The 16,876-nt window shown below is 70.5% G+C and carries 14 protein-coding genes; 7 read left to right on the forward strand and 7 right to left on the reverse strand.

Translation table 11 applies throughout. From position 1 onward, the window contains the following. Nucleotides 1–276, forward strand: a complete 276-nt coding sequence (locus tag IG65_RS0119705) for a phosphopantetheine-binding protein (protein WP_030516410.1) — start codon at nucleotides 1–3, stop codon at nucleotides 274–276. Further along, on the forward strand, nucleotides 273–1,184 hold the full coding sequence (locus IG65_RS0119710) for a ribose-phosphate pyrophosphokinase (RefSeq protein WP_030516411.1): 912 nt from the start codon (nucleotides 273–275) through the stop codon (nucleotides 1,182–1,184). Before IG65_RS0119705 ends, IG65_RS0119710 begins: the two co-directional genes overlap by 4 nt. A gap of 407 nt (nucleotides 1,185–1,591) precedes the next feature. Here IG65_RS0119710 and IG65_RS0119720 read toward each other — a convergent pair whose 3' ends face one another. Beyond that, nucleotides 1,592–2,227 carry an HPP family protein gene (locus IG65_RS0119720; protein WP_063833675.1) on the reverse strand — a complete coding sequence of 212 codons (636 nt, stop codon included), beginning with the start codon at nucleotides 2,225–2,227 and terminating at the stop codon, nucleotides 1,592–1,594. A 219-nt stretch (nucleotides 2,228–2,446) separates the two neighbouring features. On the opposite strand from IG65_RS0119720, the gene IG65_RS0119725 reads away from it, so the two are divergent. Continuing rightward, entirely contained in the window at nucleotides 2,447–3,373 is a 927-nt protein-coding gene (locus IG65_RS0119725) for a universal stress protein (protein WP_030516414.1), read from the forward strand. Between the two features lie 167 nt (nucleotides 3,374–3,540). After that, nucleotides 3,541–4,878: a wax ester/triacylglycerol synthase family O-acyltransferase gene (locus IG65_RS0119730; protein ID WP_030516415.1), complete on the forward strand. Its 1,338-nt coding sequence runs from the start codon at nucleotides 3,541–3,543 to the stop codon at nucleotides 4,876–4,878. Between the two features lie 12 nt (nucleotides 4,879–4,890). Here the strand turns inward: IG65_RS0119730 and IG65_RS0119735 are convergent, their stop codons facing one another. Beyond that, nucleotides 4,891–7,722 (reverse strand): cation-transporting P-type ATPase, encoded by a 2,832-nt coding sequence (locus tag IG65_RS0119735; RefSeq protein WP_081879595.1) that lies wholly within the window; start codon nucleotides 7,720–7,722, stop codon nucleotides 4,891–4,893. A 192-nt stretch (nucleotides 7,723–7,914) separates the two neighbouring features. Between IG65_RS0119735 and IG65_RS0119740 the strand changes: the two genes are divergently transcribed. Beyond that, nucleotides 7,915–8,865: a 1-phosphofructokinase family hexose kinase gene (locus IG65_RS0119740; protein ID WP_030516417.1), complete on the forward strand. Its 951-nt coding sequence runs from the start codon at nucleotides 7,915–7,917 to the stop codon at nucleotides 8,863–8,865. Nucleotides 8,866–8,897: 32 nt separating this feature from the next. Here IG65_RS0119740 and IG65_RS0119745 read toward each other — a convergent pair whose 3' ends face one another. Continuing rightward, nucleotides 8,898–9,392 carry a GNAT family N-acetyltransferase gene (locus IG65_RS0119745; RefSeq protein WP_051756490.1) on the reverse strand — a complete coding sequence of 165 codons (495 nt, stop codon included), beginning with the start codon at nucleotides 9,390–9,392 and terminating at the stop codon, nucleotides 8,898–8,900. Beyond that, nucleotides 9,389–10,852, reverse strand: a complete 1,464-nt coding sequence (locus IG65_RS0119750; RefSeq protein WP_036525183.1) for an AAA family ATPase — start codon at nucleotides 10,850–10,852, stop codon at nucleotides 9,389–9,391. The genes IG65_RS0119745 and IG65_RS0119750 overlap by 4 nt, the downstream gene beginning before the upstream one ends. Before the next feature lie 208 nt (nucleotides 10,853–11,060). Here IG65_RS0119750 and IG65_RS0119755 point away from each other — a divergent pair, with 208 nt between their 5' ends. After that, nucleotides 11,061–11,723 carry a hypothetical protein gene (locus IG65_RS0119755; protein WP_030516420.1) on the forward strand — a complete coding sequence of 221 codons (663 nt, stop codon included), beginning with the start codon at nucleotides 11,061–11,063 and terminating at the stop codon, nucleotides 11,721–11,723. A 17-nt stretch (nucleotides 11,724–11,740) separates the two neighbouring features. Here IG65_RS0119755 and IG65_RS0119760 read toward each other — a convergent pair whose 3' ends face one another. The 3 genes from IG65_RS0119760 to IG65_RS0119775 form a co-directional block, all read right to left on the reverse strand. Then, nucleotides 11,741–13,078 (reverse strand): phosphoribosyltransferase family protein, encoded by a 1,338-nt coding sequence (locus tag IG65_RS0119760; RefSeq protein ID WP_030516421.1) that lies wholly within the window; start codon nucleotides 13,076–13,078, stop codon nucleotides 11,741–11,743. Nucleotides 13,079–13,418: 340 nt separating this feature from the next. Then, nucleotides 13,419–14,255: a hypothetical protein gene (locus tag IG65_RS0119770; protein ID WP_231509292.1), complete on the reverse strand. Its 837-nt coding sequence runs from the start codon at nucleotides 14,253–14,255 to the stop codon at nucleotides 13,419–13,421. 94 nt (nucleotides 14,256–14,349) lie between these two features. After that, nucleotides 14,350–15,414 carry a sodium:calcium antiporter gene (locus IG65_RS0119775; RefSeq protein WP_030516423.1) on the reverse strand — a complete coding sequence of 355 codons (1,065 nt, stop codon included), beginning with the start codon at nucleotides 15,412–15,414 and terminating at the stop codon, nucleotides 14,350–14,352. 341 nt (nucleotides 15,415–15,755) lie between these two features. On the opposite strand from IG65_RS0119775, the gene IG65_RS0119780 reads away from it, so the two are divergent. Further along, a complete protein-coding gene (locus IG65_RS0119780) occupies nucleotides 15,756–16,748 on the forward strand; it encodes an alpha/beta hydrolase fold domain-containing protein (RefSeq protein WP_063833681.1) in 993 nt (330 codons plus the stop codon). The last annotated feature ends 128 nt before the right edge of the window (nucleotides 16,749–16,876 follow it).

The following is a 16,876-nucleotide window of genomic DNA, read 5'->3' on the forward strand; positions in this document are numbered from 1 at the left end:
ATGTCCACCACTGTTTCCCGGCAATCGGCCGACAGCGCGGTGCGTGCCGCACTGCGCGGATTCGCCACCGACGCCGAACTCAGCGCACTCGGACCGGACGAGCCGCTGCGCACCACCCTGGAACTGGATTCGCTGGATTTCCTCACCTTCGTCGAACGGCTGTCGAATCTGCGCGGGGAGCCGATCGCCGAGGCCGACTATCCACGGCTGGCCACGATCCGCACCTGCGTCGACTTCCTCACCGGGAATCCCGAGACGGGTGCCGGGGCCCGATGAGCACGTTGCGCATCATCCGCGGCAGCGCCAACCCGCCGCTGGCCGACGCCGTGGTCGCGCGAATCGGCGGGGATTCGCACGAGTGCTGCGATTCGCAGCCGATGGCCGGCGGCGAACGGCGTGTGGTCGTCGCCGACATCTCCGGCGACGACGTGTACATCGTGCAGCCGACGTCGCCACCGGTCGGCGAGCATATGGTCGAGTTGCTGCTGCTGCTCGACGCCTGCCGCCGCGCCGGCGCGGGCCGGATCACCGCGGTGATCCCGTACTTCGGTTATGCCCGTCAGGACCGGGGCACGGCGGGGGAGGCGATCGGCGCCAGGGTGGCGGCCGAGGCCATCGCCCACGCGGGCGCCGACCGGCTGGTCGTGGTCGACCCGCACACGCCCGCACTCGAGGCGATCTGCCCGGTGCCGGTCGAGATCCTGACCGCAGTGCCGCTGCTGGCGAGCGAACTGGAGCCGGCCATGATCGGCCGGGGTGTGGTCGTCGCCCCCGACCTGGGCGCCGGTGAGCGCGCCGAACACTTCGCCGCCGCCTTGCGCGCATCCGTCGCGGTGGTGCGCAAGCACCGGCTGAGCGATACGAGCGTGCGCGCACTCGATCTGCTCGGCGAGGTCAGCGGATGCCCCGTCGCCCTCGTCGACGACATGATCTGCACCGGGGCGACGATCGAGGCGGCCGCCCACCTGGTGCGGTACCAGGCCGCCGACACGCTCGTGGCGGCGACCCACGGTCCCCTGAGCGACGGGGCGGCGGCGCGTCTGCACGAACTCGGACTCCGCCGCATCGTCGTGACCGACAGCGTCTTTCACGATGCGGAGGCAGGGAAGATCGAGGTGTGCTCGATCGCGCCGATGCTCGCCGACGCCATCGTCAGGTTGCACGAGGATCGCCGCCGCGGGTGACCGGCGAGATCCGCCGCGCACGTTCCGCGCCGCGCTGGGGCAGGGGCGAAAGTCCCGGACGCGCGGGGACCCTCGTCACCGAAAGGCGAGGCCCGCACCGGGCCGGACGTCCCGGACGGCGACCCGATTGGGCACTTCCGGCGATGGCTTCCGATACTGCTCCACGACTGTGATGCAGACCACAATAGAAGTGTCGAAGGAACCGGCGACGACGAGGTCGCCACATCGGCAGGAGTCGGCCACAACGGTGTGGCGTGATTCGTCGGGGATGATCATTCGGGGGTGATCGGCAGTATCGGACAACGACCGATTCGCGGCTCCCGAACGAGGGTGAGCCGCGAATCACGTTGATGGAGGCTGGGTTTCGCGCTGTTCGGCATGGTGGACCGCCGGGCCGGCCGCGTGGGTCACCCGATGGTTTCGTCGGCCTTGCGATGCAACCATTCCGACAGCGGTGCCGTGGGAGCGCCCGTGGCATCCGCGACGGGGCCGGGGCCGGGAACCGTTTCGGCGTGGGTGATCTCGTCGACGGTGAGCGCCAGCGCCGTCACCGTCCGCTCCTCGGCCGCATCGGCGAATCCGCCGGTGATCACGGCGTGCCCGCCGTCGACCCGGATCGTCCACTGGCGGCGGCTGCCGGCGTAGTCGTCGAGCAGGGCGCGCACCTTCGCCTCCACGGCGGCGTCGTCGCGCATCAGGGTGCGCAGCAGATCCCGGCGTGCCACGATGCCGACCAGAATCCCCGCTTCGACCACCGGCATCGAACGCAACCGCCGGGTGAGCATGCGCGCGGCAACGGTGGCGAGGTCGGTTCCGGGCTCGATCACCTCGGCGGGGGTGGTCATCGCCGCCCCGACCGTCGCGTCCGGGGCAGGCGCCGAGAGCGCATCCGATTCCGACAGCATGCCGACGACGTGCCCGTCCTCGTCGACGACCGGAAGGGCGGCGAACCCGCGCTCGGTGAGCTGGGAAATCGCCTGGGGCAGTGGGGTTTCGGCGTGGACGGTGACCACGGGACGGCTGAGAATGTCGCGAGCGTACATGGCAGAACCTCCTGCATCGATCCTGGTTCGGGCCCCGAACACACACCAGGGACCGTCGGCTCCCATCCCTGGACGAAGGTCCCGCATCGGGCGCGTGCGAGATGTGGGCCGCACGGTCGAGATGAGGACTTTCGGCCGCATCGCGGCATCGGCCGTCGTCTCTACCGTGAGAACAACGGCCGAGCACCTCGCGGGCCGTCGCACGGAAGGAAGGGCGCCATGACCCCCGAACACAGCTCCGACATCCGCCATTCCGCCGCGGCCGCGGTCGTGGTGGGTGTCGACGGTTCCGGGCACGCCGATCTCGCGGTGGACTGGGCCGCGGGGATGGCCGCGCAGCGCGGGCGGGAATTGCGCATCGTGCACGCGCTGGACCTGAACCGGCTGCAGCTCGGCATCGGCTCGCTCGATTCTCCCGCGGCCGCCATGCTGACCGCGGCTCGCGAGCGCGGCGCCTCGTTGGTCGAACGGTCGGCGCAGCGAGTCCGGGCGGTGCTGCCCGGGCTGCGGATCTCGACCGCGGTCCTCGACGGTGACCCCGCCAGGGCGCTCGTGAACGCAAGCGCATCCGCCTACGCGGTGGTGCTCGCGGCCCACGGCACGAACCGGCTGGCCGGCCACTTCGGAGCCACGGTGTCGGCGGTGGCCGCCCATGCGACCGGGCCGGTGCTGGTGGTGCGGACCGATCCGCACGAGGAGAACCGCGTGCACACCGAGGGCCCCGTCGTGGTCGGCATCGACGGCGGGCCGGTCAGCGAGGCAGCCATCGGCGCGGCCTTCGAGGAAGCCGCCGAACGCGGCGCCGAACTCGTCGCCGTGCACGTATGCCACGACGTCTACTACGGGCAGTTCGCCGACGATCCGCACATCCTGTATTCGGCTCGCGAGGTCGAAGTGCGGGAACGTGCCGTGCTGGCGGAACGGCTGGCGGGCTGGCAGGAGAAGTATCCGGATGTCGCCGTGGCGCGCCGGGTGTCGCTGGCCGATCCCGGTGCGGTGCTGCTGGAGTCGTCGAAATCGGCGCAACTGCTGGTGGTCGGGAGCCGCGGCCGGGGCGCGGTGCTCGGCGCGCTGCTCGGCTCCACCTCCCATTCGCTGGTGCAGCACGCCTGGTGCCCGGTCATGGTGGTGCATCCGCAGCCGTGACGCGCTCGCACCACCGGTGTCCCCGCCAGAGCAGCACTGCCCGCCTCGGGCCGCCTTTCGTCACTCGCGGTGGCGACCTTCGCATCTGCCGGTGACACGACGGAGCGCACGAGACTGAACCCACCAGCTCGGCAGATCGCCGGCATGTTTCGGAACGAGCCACCACCATGAACGAATTCGGACCGCTGGACACGGGTTTCATGGAGCTGGAGGACAGCGACCGGCACGTCAACATCGCCATCGCCGCGATCGCGATCGTCGCCGGGCCGGTGCCCAGCCGGGAGCGGTTCGACGAGACCGTGACCCGGGCGCTGGGCCGCAACGAGCGCCTGCGCCAGCGGATGCGGCGCACACCGCTGGACATCACGGCGCCCAGCTGGGAGGACGACCCGGATTTCCGATTGTCCCGCCACGTCCGCTGGACGGCGCTGCCCGGCCCCCGTGACGAGCAGGCGTTACGCGAGTTGGTGGGCGAGGAGCTCGCGCGCCGCCTCGATCGCGAACATCCGCTGTGGCAGGTCGTGGTGGTGGACAATGTCGCCGAGAACCGGTGGGCGGTGATCGTCAAGGCGCATCACAGCATGGTCGACGGGATCGCCGGCATCACGGTGTTCGAAAGTCTCTGCGACGAAGAGCCGGAGACGCCGTCCGAACTGCCGGTGCGGCCGCCGGACACCGCTGTGAGCCTGCGGGCCACGGCGGGGACCGTGATCCGATTGCCTTACACCGCTTCCCGTTTCGCTGTCCGCACGGCACGCACGCTGGTGCCGGTGTTGCGCGATACCGTGGTTCCTACCTCGACGTCCTCGCTGAACGGCCCGCTGGGCCGCCGGCGCCGGTATGCGGTGGCGCGGACCTCGCTGTCGCAGCTGCACGAGGTCGGCGCCGCGTTCGACGCGACGGTCAACGACGTCGCGGTGTCCGCGCTCGCCGGAGCGTATCGACGCCTGCTGTGCGCGCGCGGCGAAGAACCGCAGGCGGATTCGGTACGGATCGTGATACCGGTGTCGATGCGCTCGTCCGACGCGAAATACGCGATGGGCAACCGGGTCTCGGTCGTCATCGCCGCCTTGCCGGTCGATGTCGCCGATCCGGTACACCGCCTGCAGACGGTGCACGAACGCATCGCCCGCCATCGCGCGCGGGGCGAGGCGGAGGCGGAGGCGTCACTGCTGACGCTGGCCGGCCGGCTGCCCGCCGGTGTGGCCGCGTGGGCGTTCCGGCTGGCCACCCGATTCCCGCAACGCGGCATCAGCGCGCTCGCGACCAACGTTCCCGGACCGCGCCACCGGCTGAGCATCGCGGGCGGCGAGGTCGAGCAGGTCTGGCCGGGAATTCCGGTGGCCATGCGGCTGCGCACCACGGTCGCGATGCTGAGCTACGCCGGTCAATTCACCTTCGGGATCACCGGCGACTACGACAGCACCCCCGATATCGAGCTGATCCCGGCGGCGGTCACCGACGAGATCGAGACGCTGCTGGCCCGCGCCCGCGCCACCGCCTGAACCGGCCGCCCGCTACGACGGCTCGGACACCGGTGACGGCTCGGACACCGGTGACGGCTCGGGCACCGGCGATGGCTCGGGCACCGGCGACTCGGGCGCTGGCGACTCGGGCGCCGGCGGCTCGGGTGCCCGTCGTCGCAGCACCCACCGATACACCTCGTCGCAGCCCCAGACGATGAACGGGAACGGGACGACGAACGCGATCATCCACGGCGCCAGGGCCGCGGTGCCCAGGATGTCCTGCAGCGGCGGCACGTACACCACCGCGGCGGTCAGCACCAGTTCGAAACCGATGCCCCACAACAGCATCGGATTCGAGAACACCCCGATCGACCGCAGCGACGCGCGTTCGGTGCGGGCCGCGAAGGCGGTGCCGATCTGGCCCGCGACCATGCCGACGAACAACATCGTCACGGCCTGCCGGTAGGCATGGTGCAGTGCGGATCCGGGCCCGGTGGGATCGCCGGGATGCCAGCCCGCCGAGAGCAGGACGGCGAAGAAGCCGGTGAGGCCCAGCAAAGCGGAGATGAGGCCGAGGAACAGCCAGGCGCGCAACAACATCCGGCGCCGGATCACCGGTTCGCCGCGGGGCCGCGGCGGGCGGTGCATGATGCCCGGCTCGGCGCGTTCGCGCCCCAGCGCGAGGGCGGGAACGGTTTCGGTGCCCACATCGAAGGTCAGCAGCAACGGCACCGTCAGCGGAACGGGCACCGCGCCACCGGACAGGGCGAACACCAGGAACGGCAGCACCTCGGGTGTGGCGTGGGCGAAGATGTAGAAGATGAACTTGCGGATGTTGTCGTAGACCCGGCGTCCGGACTCGACCGCCGCGGCGATGGTGGCGAAGTCGTCGTCGGTGAGCACCATCGTGGACGCCTCGCGGGCGACGTCGGTTCCGCTGCGGCCCATGGCGATTCCGATATCCGCGCGCCGCAGCGCGGGTGCGTCGTTGGCGCCGTCGCCGGTCATGGCCACCACGTGCCCGGTGGCGCGCAGGGCGTCGGCGATGCGCAGTTTGACCTCGGGTGAGGACCGGGCGAAGATCACCTCCTCGTTACCCGCGAGAAGTTCGTCGAGCTGTGCCTCGCTCATGGCGTCGAGTTCGGGGCCCGCGACGATGGCCGGGGTGCCGCGCACGATGCCGACCTGGCGGGCGACGGCGGCGGCGGTCGCCCCGTGATCGCCGGTGATGACGATGATCCGGATTCCCGCGGTGCGGCAACGGGCTACGGCGCCCGGTACCTCCCGGCGTGGGGGATCGACGATGCTGACGACCGCCAGCAGGGTGAGATCGGTCTCGGCCGCGGCAGGTGTCGCCGGATCCGGGCGGCCGGCGGGCAGGGGCCGGTCGGCGACGGCGAGCATCCGATATCCGTCGTGCGCCCGCGCGTCGACGGCGGCGAGAACTTCGGCTCGCCGCCGCTCGGTCAGCGGGCGGGTGGTTCCGTCCGGGGCGAGCTCGGCCGTGCACAGCGGAACGACGGTTTCGGGCGCGCCCTTTACATGGACGGTGTGCACGCCGCGGGCGTCGTCGAGGGTGGACATGCGTTTGCGTACGGAGTCGAAGGCGAACTGCCGCAATCGATGTCCGTCCGGGCCTGCCGGATCGAGAGCTGTCGCCGCGGCGAGGACGGCGATATCGGTCGCATCGCCGGCGAGCTCCCCGGTCGGTGCCGGATGGGCGTTGTTGCAGAGCGTCATCGCCCGCACCGCCCGGCGCACCGGCTCCGCGACGTCGGTGGCGGCGAAGGGGTCGATCTCACCGGAGGCGGTGGCGATGGTGATCACCCGCATCCGGTTCTCGGTGAGGGTTCCGGTCTTGTCGGTGCAGATCACGTCCGTGGATCCCAGCGTCTCCACCGCCGAGAGCCGTTTGACCACCGCGCCGCGGGCCGCCAGCTGGCGCACGCCGATGGCGAGGGCCAGGGTGATCACCGGCAGCAGCCCCTCGGGCACGTTGCCCACCAGCAGCCCGACCGCGAAGATCACCGCGTCGAGGAACGGCAGCCCGGCCCCGAAGATCGCCAGCGGGATGAACGCCGCGCCGAGCAGTACCGAGATCGCCGCGATCAGCCACGCCACTCGCCGCACCTGATGTTCGAGCGGACTCTCCTCGGTGCGCACCCGCTCCGACAGCGAGGCGATCCGGCCCAGTTCGGTGCGCATCCCGGTGGCGAAGACGACAGCCGACGTCTCACCCTGGGTGCAGGCCGTGCCGCTGAAGATCACATCAGTGGCCTGCAACAGCGGCACGGTGGAATCGACCGGCCCGGCGCTGCGGTGGACCGGCACCGACTCACCGGTCAACGCCGACATATCCACCTCGACGGCGCCGTCGAGCAGGCGGGCATCGGCGGAGATCTTGTCCCCCTCGGACACGATCAGCACATCGCCGGGCACCAGGTCGGCGGTGTCGATGCTCTGTCGCGATCCGTCGCGAACAACGGTGGCGTGCAACGGAATGAACGCGGCCAGCGCCTCGACGGCATGTTCGGCGTGGCGTTCCTGGACGAAGGCGAAGACGGCGTTGAGCACGATCACCGACAGGATCGCGATCGCGACCGCTTCGATGCCGACGGAGAGCGCCAGTGCCGCCGCGGCCCACAGCAGGAGCGCGAGCGGGTGGGTGAACTGGCGCAGCAGCTGTCTCGGCCATTGCCGGGTGCCTCGGCGACGCAGCGTGTTGGGTCCCGCGTGAATCAGGCGGCGTTGCGCCTCGCGGGTGGACAGGCCGTCGCGTGAACTGCGTAGATCCCGCAGGAGCAGGTCCAGCGGTTCGGTGGCTTCGACCTGGGCGGGCACCTCGGCCGCGCGGTCGGTATCCGGAGAGACGGAGCCGAGCACGGTCGATCAGCCCGGCCGTCGTGCTGTTTTGCGGACCATGATGCCTCCCTCCGGCACCCGGCCGGGTTCGGTGACGTTCCCTCTTCTTCGACTGTAGAAGCAGCGCTCGCACCGGACACGGGACTTCGGTCACCACCGCAGTCGACCGGAATGCCCTACTCGGTGGTCCGCCGATCCCGTGAGATGGATCGTATGCCGATCGTCACGCTCACGATGAATCCCGCGATCGATAGTGCCGCCCGCACCGACCGGGTCCTTCCGACCGACAAGATGCGCTGCAGCGCACCGCGATTCGACCCGGGCGGCGGCGGCATCAACGTGGCTCGCACGGTGGCGGCCCTCGGTGAGCCCGTCACCGCGATCTATCCCGCCGGCGGGCACACCGGTGTCTTCCTCGAGCAATTGGTGCGCGCGGCGAATATCCCCTCACACGCCGTGGCCACCGCCGAGCCGAGCCGGGAAAATCTGGCCGTGTTCGACGACGACACCGGGGAGCAGTACCGATTCGTCTTCCCGGGTCCGCGGCTGACACCGGCCGAACAGCACCGCTGCCTGGCGGCGGTGGAGCACTGCGCGCCCGGAGCGGATTATGTCGTGGCCAGCGGCAGCCTGCCGCCCGGCGTCGAGTCCGACTACTATCAGATTCTCGCCGATGTGGCTGCGGCACAAGGTGTTCCGATGATTCTCGACACCTCCGGGGCCCCGCTGCGGGCGATCCGGCGCGGCGTCTTCCTGGTCAAGCCGAGCGTGCGGGAGCTCGCGCAGCTGGTCGGGCGCGCCCTGCCCGATCGCGAGGCACAGGCCGCCGCGGCCCGCGAACTCGTGCACGCCTCGGTCGCCCAGGTCGTCGTCGTGTCGCTCGGCGCCGAGGGGGTACTGGCGGTCACGGCCGAGCGATCGCAATGGTTCGCGCCGATACCGGTGCCGGTGCGTAGCGGGATCGGCGCGGGGGACGCGATGGTCGGCGGCATCACCGTCGGTTTGACGCGCGGTTACGAGCTCGATGACGCGATCCGATTGGGTATCGCGGCGGCGACCGCCGCCCTGACCACCTCGGGCACCGCTCCCGGGCTGCGCTCACGGATCGAGCAGCTGTACGAGGAGCAGACGCGGGCCACGGCGCCGGTAGCCGAAATGGGCTGATCGCAGGCGGCGCCCGACCGCGATGTGCCGAGCTACGACGGGCCGAGCCGCAGGACGACGTGGACGACCTCGTCGTCGCGATGGGCCGACATCGGCAGGTCGATGTCCATCAGCAACTGCATCATCTTGGAATTCGTGGCCAGGATGTCGCCCGCGAGCCGGGCGATGCCGTGCCGTCGTGCGTCCTCGGCCAGCCGCGTGAGCAGCGCGGTGCCGATGCCCGACTGCTGGTCCTCGTGGGCGACCACCATGGCCACCTCGGCGCAGTCGGTGTCGGGCAGCGCGACGTAGTTCGCCACACCGATGAGCCGACCGCCCGAGAAGGCGCCGAAGGCGCAGTGCCTCGGGTCGTTCAGCGATATGGCGGCCGCCAGTTGTTCGAGATGTTTCGGCCGTGCGCCGAAGAACCGGTAGTAGCCGTCGCGCTGATCGAGCGTCGCGTGCAGATGCCGGACCGCATCGCAGTCGCCGGGGGTGAGACGGCGGTAGGTGACGTCGGTGAGGTCGACGGCCGGCTCCGCGGTCACGAGTCCTCCCGTCCGATCGTGTGCCGATAGCTGCGCAACGCGGCTGCGACGGTCTCGTCCTCCGAGGCGGTGGTGTCCAGGACCACCGCACCGGGCCACGGGTCGCGATCCGCGGCCATGGCCGCCGCGACGGCGGGTGTGGCGTCGGATTCGGATCCGCTACGTGCCGCGATGCGTGCGGCGGCAACGGAAGCCGTTGCGCTACAACAGAGTTCGATGAGATCCGCCGCGGTGTCGGTCGCGAGCCGAGACGCTCGGCGTCGTTGCGCCTCGTCGATCCAGCTGGCGTCCAGAACGACCGAGCGGCCGGCGGCGAGCAGAGTCTGCGCCTCGGCGCACATGACCGCGTAGACGTGATCGCGGGCGGCGGGCGTGTAGGCGCCGTGGTCGTACTCTCCGGCCGCACCGTCCAGCACACCCTCGGCGCGCGCAACGGCGCGAATGTGGTCGCTGGACAACAGGATCGCGCCGGTCGCCGCGGCCAGGCGGCGGGCGATCGTCGATTTGCCGGTGCCCGGCAGGCCGCCGACCAGGACCAGGCGCACCGCGCCGGCGGCGAGGTGGCGCAGGGCGACCTCGACGTGCCGGACCGCACTCGCCGCCGCGTGGTGCTCCCCCTGCCGCAATCGCACACAGTCGACCTTCGCGCGTACCGCCGCCCGGTAGGCGATGTAGTGGTGGTGCAGCGAGTCCGGCGCCGGGTCGCCGGTCGTTTCGAGGTACTCCTCGACGACGGCCCTGCCGAGATCCGGGTACCCGAGGCGTTCCAGATCCATGGCCAGGAAGCAGATGTCGTCGAGCCGATCGACGTGGCGGAGTTCGTCGTCGAAGTCGAGGCAGTCGATGACCCGCACGCCGTCGTCGGTGACGAAGATGTCGTCGGCGCGCAGATCTCCGTGACCGTCGACGATGCGCCCGGTGGCGATGCGCTTGTCGAACAGTGCCTTCCGTCCGTCGAGGTAGCGCATCGCCAGTTCGGTCAGTTCTCGTACCGCGGCCGGTTCGATCGGGGGATGGGTCATTCCGGACAGCAACGACGTCCAGCGCTCGCGCACCGCCGTCACCGTCGCCGCGCGATCGATCGCTGGTCCGGTCGGTGCCCGGTCGTGCCAGGCGGCCACGTCGTGTACCAGTACCGAGAGGATGTCGCGCGTGACGGCCGGGTCGTCGAGGCGACGCGACAACCGGGTCGCGTCGGGGAGCCGGCGCATCAGCAGCACCGGTTCGTCCGCATCCGTCGTCGGATCGGACAGGTGCCCGATGCCGAGGTAGACATCGGGGGCGAATCGCCGGTTGAGTTCGAGTTCGCGAATGCAGGCGGCTTCGCGCGCGGCCCGCGTGGAGAAGTCGAGAAAGTCGGTCCGTACCGGTTTCTTGACCTTGTAGGCGCGGTCTCCGTACAGCACGACCACTGCCGAGTGAGTTTCGGCGAGTGCGGCGAAGGGGTCGTTCGTCTCCATCGGTACCAGCGTCGCCGATGGCCCGGGAATTCGTGATGGACCAAAGTCACCGGAATGTGGACCATGCGGCCCGTGGTGCGTCGATGCGCTGGGTGCCGGTGGCAGGGTTGCCGGAAACCGGAGACCATCAAGGACTTTCGAATCTGCCGGGCGGCCGGGGCCGCCGTTCAGGATCGAATCACGGACTTCGACCAGTGAGGCGGCCACCATGACGATCGAGCAACCGCTACTGCGCCCGCTCTCCCGACCGGCGGCGCTGTGGCGCCGGTGGGTGGTGGCCGTGACGGTCGGGGAATTCCTCGGCTTTCTCGCCCCGGCGACCGCCGCCGCGGCGACCGCGCATGCCGGTGCCGGTGTCACGGCCGCCGCGATGCTGACCGCCGGTGCGGTGGAGGGGGCGGTCCTGGGCGCGTTCCAGTCCTCCGTGCTGCGATCCGCGCTGCCGCACTGGCGCACGGCGCCCTGGATCGCGGTCACGGCGGCGGCCGCGGTGGTGGCGTGGACGCTGGGGATGATGCCGATGCTCTTCGGTGAACAGGTCGCACGGTGGCCGCTGGGGGTGCAGATTCCGGCCGTGGTGGCCGCGGGCCTGGTCGTAGTGTTCTCCCTGGGTGTCGCCCAGTGGACGGTGCTGCGCCACTACTGCGCGCGGGCGGCGTTGTGGCCCTGGGCCAACGCCCTCGGCTGGATCGCCGGATTGTGCGTGTTCACCGCGGTGACCACCCCGTGGTGGCAGCCCGGACAGTCGGCGGCGCAGATCGCCGCGATCGGAGCAGTGGGCGGGCTCGCGATGGCGGCCGCCGTCGCGGTGGTCACCGGGCTCTTTCTGGTCCGCACTATCGGAGAGGGCGAGGGGCGCACGGGAGGGTGAGGACGTCGCTCACCCGGTCATGGTCGCGCGCGGGCGGCCGTGGATTCGCGGAAATGGGTGCAAAACCAGTCGCGGGCCAGTTCGGCCACCGCTTCCAGCGTGCCGGGCTCGGCGAACAGATGGGTGGCGCCGGGCACGATCTCGACGCGTGTCTCGCACGTCATCGCTCGCTGGGCGAACCGATTCAATTCGATTACCGTCGGGTCGTTTCCACCCACGATCAACAAGGTCGGCGCTCGCACGGCGGTCAGATAGAGGTCGGCGAGGTCGGGCCGGCCGCCGCGGGAGACGACGGCGGCGATGCCCAGTTCCGGCGCGGCGGCCGCCCGCAGCGCGGCGGCGGCCCCGGTGCTGGCGCCGAAGTACCCGATCGGGAGGTCGTCGGCGTAGTGCAGCCCGGTGAGCCACCGCGTGACACCCGCCAGCCGATTCGCCAGCAGGCCGATATCGAAGACATTGGCGCGGTCGAGCTCTTCGGCGGGGGTGAGCAGATCGAACAGCAACGTTCCGAGTCCGGCCCGCTGCAGGACGGTGGCGACGAATCGGTTGCGCGGACTGTGCCGGCTGCTGCCGCTGCCGTGTGCGAAGACGACCACGCCCGTCGCGGCTTCCGGGACCGTCAGGTGGCCGCTCAGTTCGGCCTTCCCGACGGTGATGGCGACCTCGTCGTCGACCAGCGGCGGATCGTCGGAATCGGCCACACCGGGTCGTTCGCCGGCGGCGACCGGCGCCCGGGCGAGCAGATCGACGACTTCGGCGTCGCTCGTCTGACCGAAGTGCCGGTACCACTGGCCGACCGCGTCGAAGAGCAGCGGCGTTTTCAGGCAGACGATGTCGTCTGCTTCCGGCCGCAGCGAGGCCAATGCCTCGCGCGGGGCGACCGGAGTCGCGAGGACGATGCGGGCGGCGCCGCGGGCACGGGCCACGCGGCAGGCGGCGCGGGCGGTGGCCCCCGTCGCGATGCCGTCGTCGACGAGCACCACGGTCCGGCCACGCAGCGGCGGTCCGTCGCGCCCCTGCCGGTACATGTCGACGCGACGCGCCAGTTCCGCCCGTTCGTGCTTCTCCACCGCGTCGATGTCGTCCTCGGACAGCCCGGTGCGGCGCACGACCAGGGTGTTGAGTACCCGGGTGTCGTCCTCGCCGATCGCGCCGAAGGCGAGTTCGGGCTGATAGGGGACGCCCAGCTTGCGGATCACCAGCACGTCCAGCGGCGCGCGCAATGCCCGCGCCACCTCGAAGGCGACGGGCACTCCGCCGCGCGGCAGGCCCAGCACGACGACATCGGTATCACGCAGGGCCATCAGGTGCGTCGCGAGCTTGCTGCCCGCCTCGACGCGATCACGAAACACCATCGAATGCCTCCTGCCGGGTTCTTGCGAAGCCCGCGGGCAGCACCGCATGCCGGCTCGGCACGGCCCACGTCCTGGCGCTACGGCGACCACCGGACCTCGGCGCGGAGTCCGAGGAGGTCCTCACCGATCTCACCGACCGGGTCGCCGACGTGCTCATCGGGTCTCATACGGCAACTATCCGCGTTCGCTCGCTCCGCCGAATCGTGCCGAAGGCTCCGATGCGTGGGACGTTGGTCAATTTTCTCGCCGGAACCCTCCCTCGCGCTGCCGAGGGGCCGGCGCCTCCGCGGCGTGCGGGAATGTCACCGGTTCGTCGGTGGCGCGGCAGGCATCGGGAAGCTCAGGGGCGGGGCAGCGTCCCGATGGGGGTGCGATCGGGCATTGCGGTGTGCGCCGCTCGGGCCAGCGGCCGCAGCAACCCGGCGAGGCGTCCGGTCGCCACGGACCCGATCTCCCGCCACGGCCGCGCGGCCAAATCGTCGGTGCGCCTTTCGATCTCGTCGAATTCGGCGCGACCGGCCGAGGTGGGCCGACCGTCCGCGTCGAGCCAGCCCCGGTCGGTCAGGCCCGCGATCGCGCGATCCCACTGCTCGTCGTCCCACCCGCGAGCCGGTTGCAGGATGTCGCGTCCGGAATCGGTGGCGGCACGCCAGGCCAGACTCTGACATCCGGTCAGTCCGGCGGTGGTCAGCGCGGCGACATGGCCGTCACCTCGGTGCTCGCGCAGCACCGTGCAGGCGTGCCACAGGACCGACAGCGGGTCGTCGGGCCAGGTCAGGTCGGCATTGGCGGCGGCGAGGGGTTTGCCTTCGAGTTCGACCGCCGTCGCGGCCCGCCGGGCCAGTTCGGCCGCGTCGGCGTACTCCTCGTCGGTTCCGCCGAGCCGGATCAGCGCGGCGCGGGCGCCGGCGGAGCGGGCCGCGAGCACTCGCTGCGGCGTCGCCAGCTCCCACACGCCCGGCAGCGCGCGGGCCACCATGGCGGGGGAGAAGCCGAAGAAGGCCGCCGTCACCACGCCGGGACCGACCGGCCCGAACGGCGCCGATCGACCGCCGAAATAGCCGCGCCAGAAGCCGCGCAGACCCGCCTGCTCGAATTCGGCCCGGCATTCCGGGGCGAAATAGGTCACCGCGTGGATCGGCTCGAACACCGCCCACATCTCGCGTGCTGAAATCACCCGCACCCCTTGTCTGTTCGCATCCTCCGGCAAGTGGATCACCTCGATCCTAGGTACCTCCGGAATCCCGCCACCGCCGCCACCGCCATCGCGGTCAGGTCGGGATGAGGGCGAGCCCGACCACGCCGAGGACGTACACGACGAGCACGGTCAGCGAATCCGGTCCCATCCGCAACCATTGGCGGCGGGGACGGAACACCAGGCCGGTCATGTAGACGAGGGTGAGCACGCCGCCGAGGGCGGTGAGATAGATATCGGTGTTGTGGGCTCGAGGAAGCACCGACGACCCCGAGAGCAACGTCGCGAGCAGAAACAGCACCGGGAGGAACGCGTTTCCGCCGAAGATGTCGCTGACGGCGAGTTTGTAATCACCCATGCGCGTGGAGGTCAGTCCGGTCGACAGTTCGGGCAGTGAGGTGGCCGCGGCCAGTACCGTGGCGCCGAACACGACTCCCGACATTCCCCAGCGGCCGAACAACTCCTCACCGCTGCGCTCGATGCACACGCCCGCGGCGAGGGTGACCACGGCGGCCCCGGCGAAGATCAGCGCCGTCCGGCCGGTGCCGACCCCGCGACGCGTGGCGTGATCCTCCTTGGTGGCCGTGGAGTGCCCGGCCGGACGGTCCTGCCCGCCGGGCGCGTCGCCGGCCTCGTGCCACGGCAGGCTGCGTCCCGCCCGGCGCAGCAGCAGCAAGCCGATGGCCCACAGCACCGCGATGAGCACGACTCCCGGCGTCATCCGCCAGGCGATGACGTCGGACGGCATCTGGGTGGACATCACGACGAGCAGCAGCAACGCCACCACCAGCGCGCCTTCCAGCAGCAGCGTCAGCGAGGCGGCCAGATAGGTCAGCGGCGCGCGCGGGCGGACACCGGCGGCGTCGAGCGCGACGAGGACGACGGTCTGCAGCGCGATCCCGCCGAGAATATTTCCGACCGCCACGTCGAGCTGATGTGCGAGCGCCGCACTGGCGGTGATCGCGATCTCGGGCAGATTGGTGGCTACCGCCAGCAGCAGGACCCCGCCGAGCGCCTCACCGAGGTGCCAGCGCTGCGACAGCACATCCGTGGTGCCGGAGAGTTTCACGCCGGCCACCCAGATGGCCGCGGCGCAGGCCAGGAAGATCAGCAACAGCAACGGCGAAGACAGTGCGCTCATGATGGCGCAGTCATAGCCGCGGTCCCCAGGATTCAAACTGGGCACATCCGCCCCATGGGTCACGGCTCGGCGAGCGATGTAGCACAGCTCACACCGTCGGCGCGCAGCGGCCGTCAGCATGCCCGCTTCGCAGCGAAACATGCTGTACAAGAAGTGTTTTCGTGGTGAATCGCACCACCGGTGCGCTGCCGGTGTAGTGCGGCCGTGAGCGGGTAGCCGCCGGAAGTGCGTAATCGACGGGGGCGGTGGCGGCGGGCGGGTGGCCGCCGCCGAACTCGATGGATTCGAGGGTGAACAGCGAATGTTCTCGCGGAACTGGAAGAGGGTGATCCCCCGTGACCATGTTTGATCTGGAGCCGGTAGCCCCGGTGAACCACGCGAAACCGAGTCTGCGCAGCCGGATGCTGATCGCCGGCATGCGAATGACCCACGCGGACAAGACCTTTGCCGACGCCCACGCGCTACGGGAGAGCATCCGCAAGAGCCAGCGGCCCGACCGCGACCGCCCGCCGGCCGAATTGCACACCCATTACTGGGTGACGCGCCGCACCATGCGGGGCCGGCCGGTCTACACCATCCGGCCACTCGAGGGCGGCACCTCGCGCCACGTGCTCTACCTGCACGGTGGCGCCTACGTGCACCAGATCCAGCACGATCACTGGAAGTTCTTGGCGCGACTGGTCGACCGGACCGGATGCACCGTCACCGTGCCGCTCTACCCGCTGGCGCCCGCACACCACGGCGACGACACGGTGGCCATGGTGCGCGCCGTGCACGACGAGGTATTCGCGCACACGGCCTCGGAGAACAAGGTGCTCATGGGTGATTCCGCCGGCGCCGCGCTCGCGCTGGTGCTGGCGCGCGAGCTCGGCGCGACGGAGGCGGTCACGCCCAAGGAGGTCGTGATGATCTCCCCGTGGCTCGACGTGACCATGACCGATCCCATGGCCCGGGCCCTCGAGCCGTGCGACCCCTACCTCGGCGTCGCGGGACTGGCCGAGGCCGGTCGCCTGTACGCGGGCGACCTCGACCGGTGCGATCCGATGATCAGCCCGCTGAACGCGCCCGCCGCGACGCCCGGGCGCCTCAACCTGTTCGTCGGCACCCGCGACATCCTGCTGGCCGATGCCCGGCGCTTCCGGGCGCGGTGCGTGCGTGAGGATGTCGAGCTGGCCTACTTCGAATATCCGGGAATGTTCCACACGTGGCATCTTTCGGATGTTCCCGAGGCGCGGCACGCGATGCGCCGGCTGGTGCGGATCGTGCAACGCCCGGCGCCCCGGCCGGAGGCCGGGCAATCGACGCACGCGCCCGTGGACCACGCTTCGAAATGAGGAAGTTGTGAGCACTGCGGGATGAGGAGGGCTAGGTTCTGTGTCGAAGTGAGTTGAGGGTGGCACCGCGTAGCGGTGCCACCCTCAACTCGTCTCGGAACATGCTGTCCGCGTTGGCATATGGGCGA

Origin of the sequence: Nocardia sp. NRRL WC-3656, assembly GCF_000720265.1 — a bacterium.
Classification (GTDB): domain Bacteria; phylum Actinomycetota; class Actinomycetes; order Mycobacteriales; family Mycobacteriaceae; genus Nocardia; species Nocardia nova.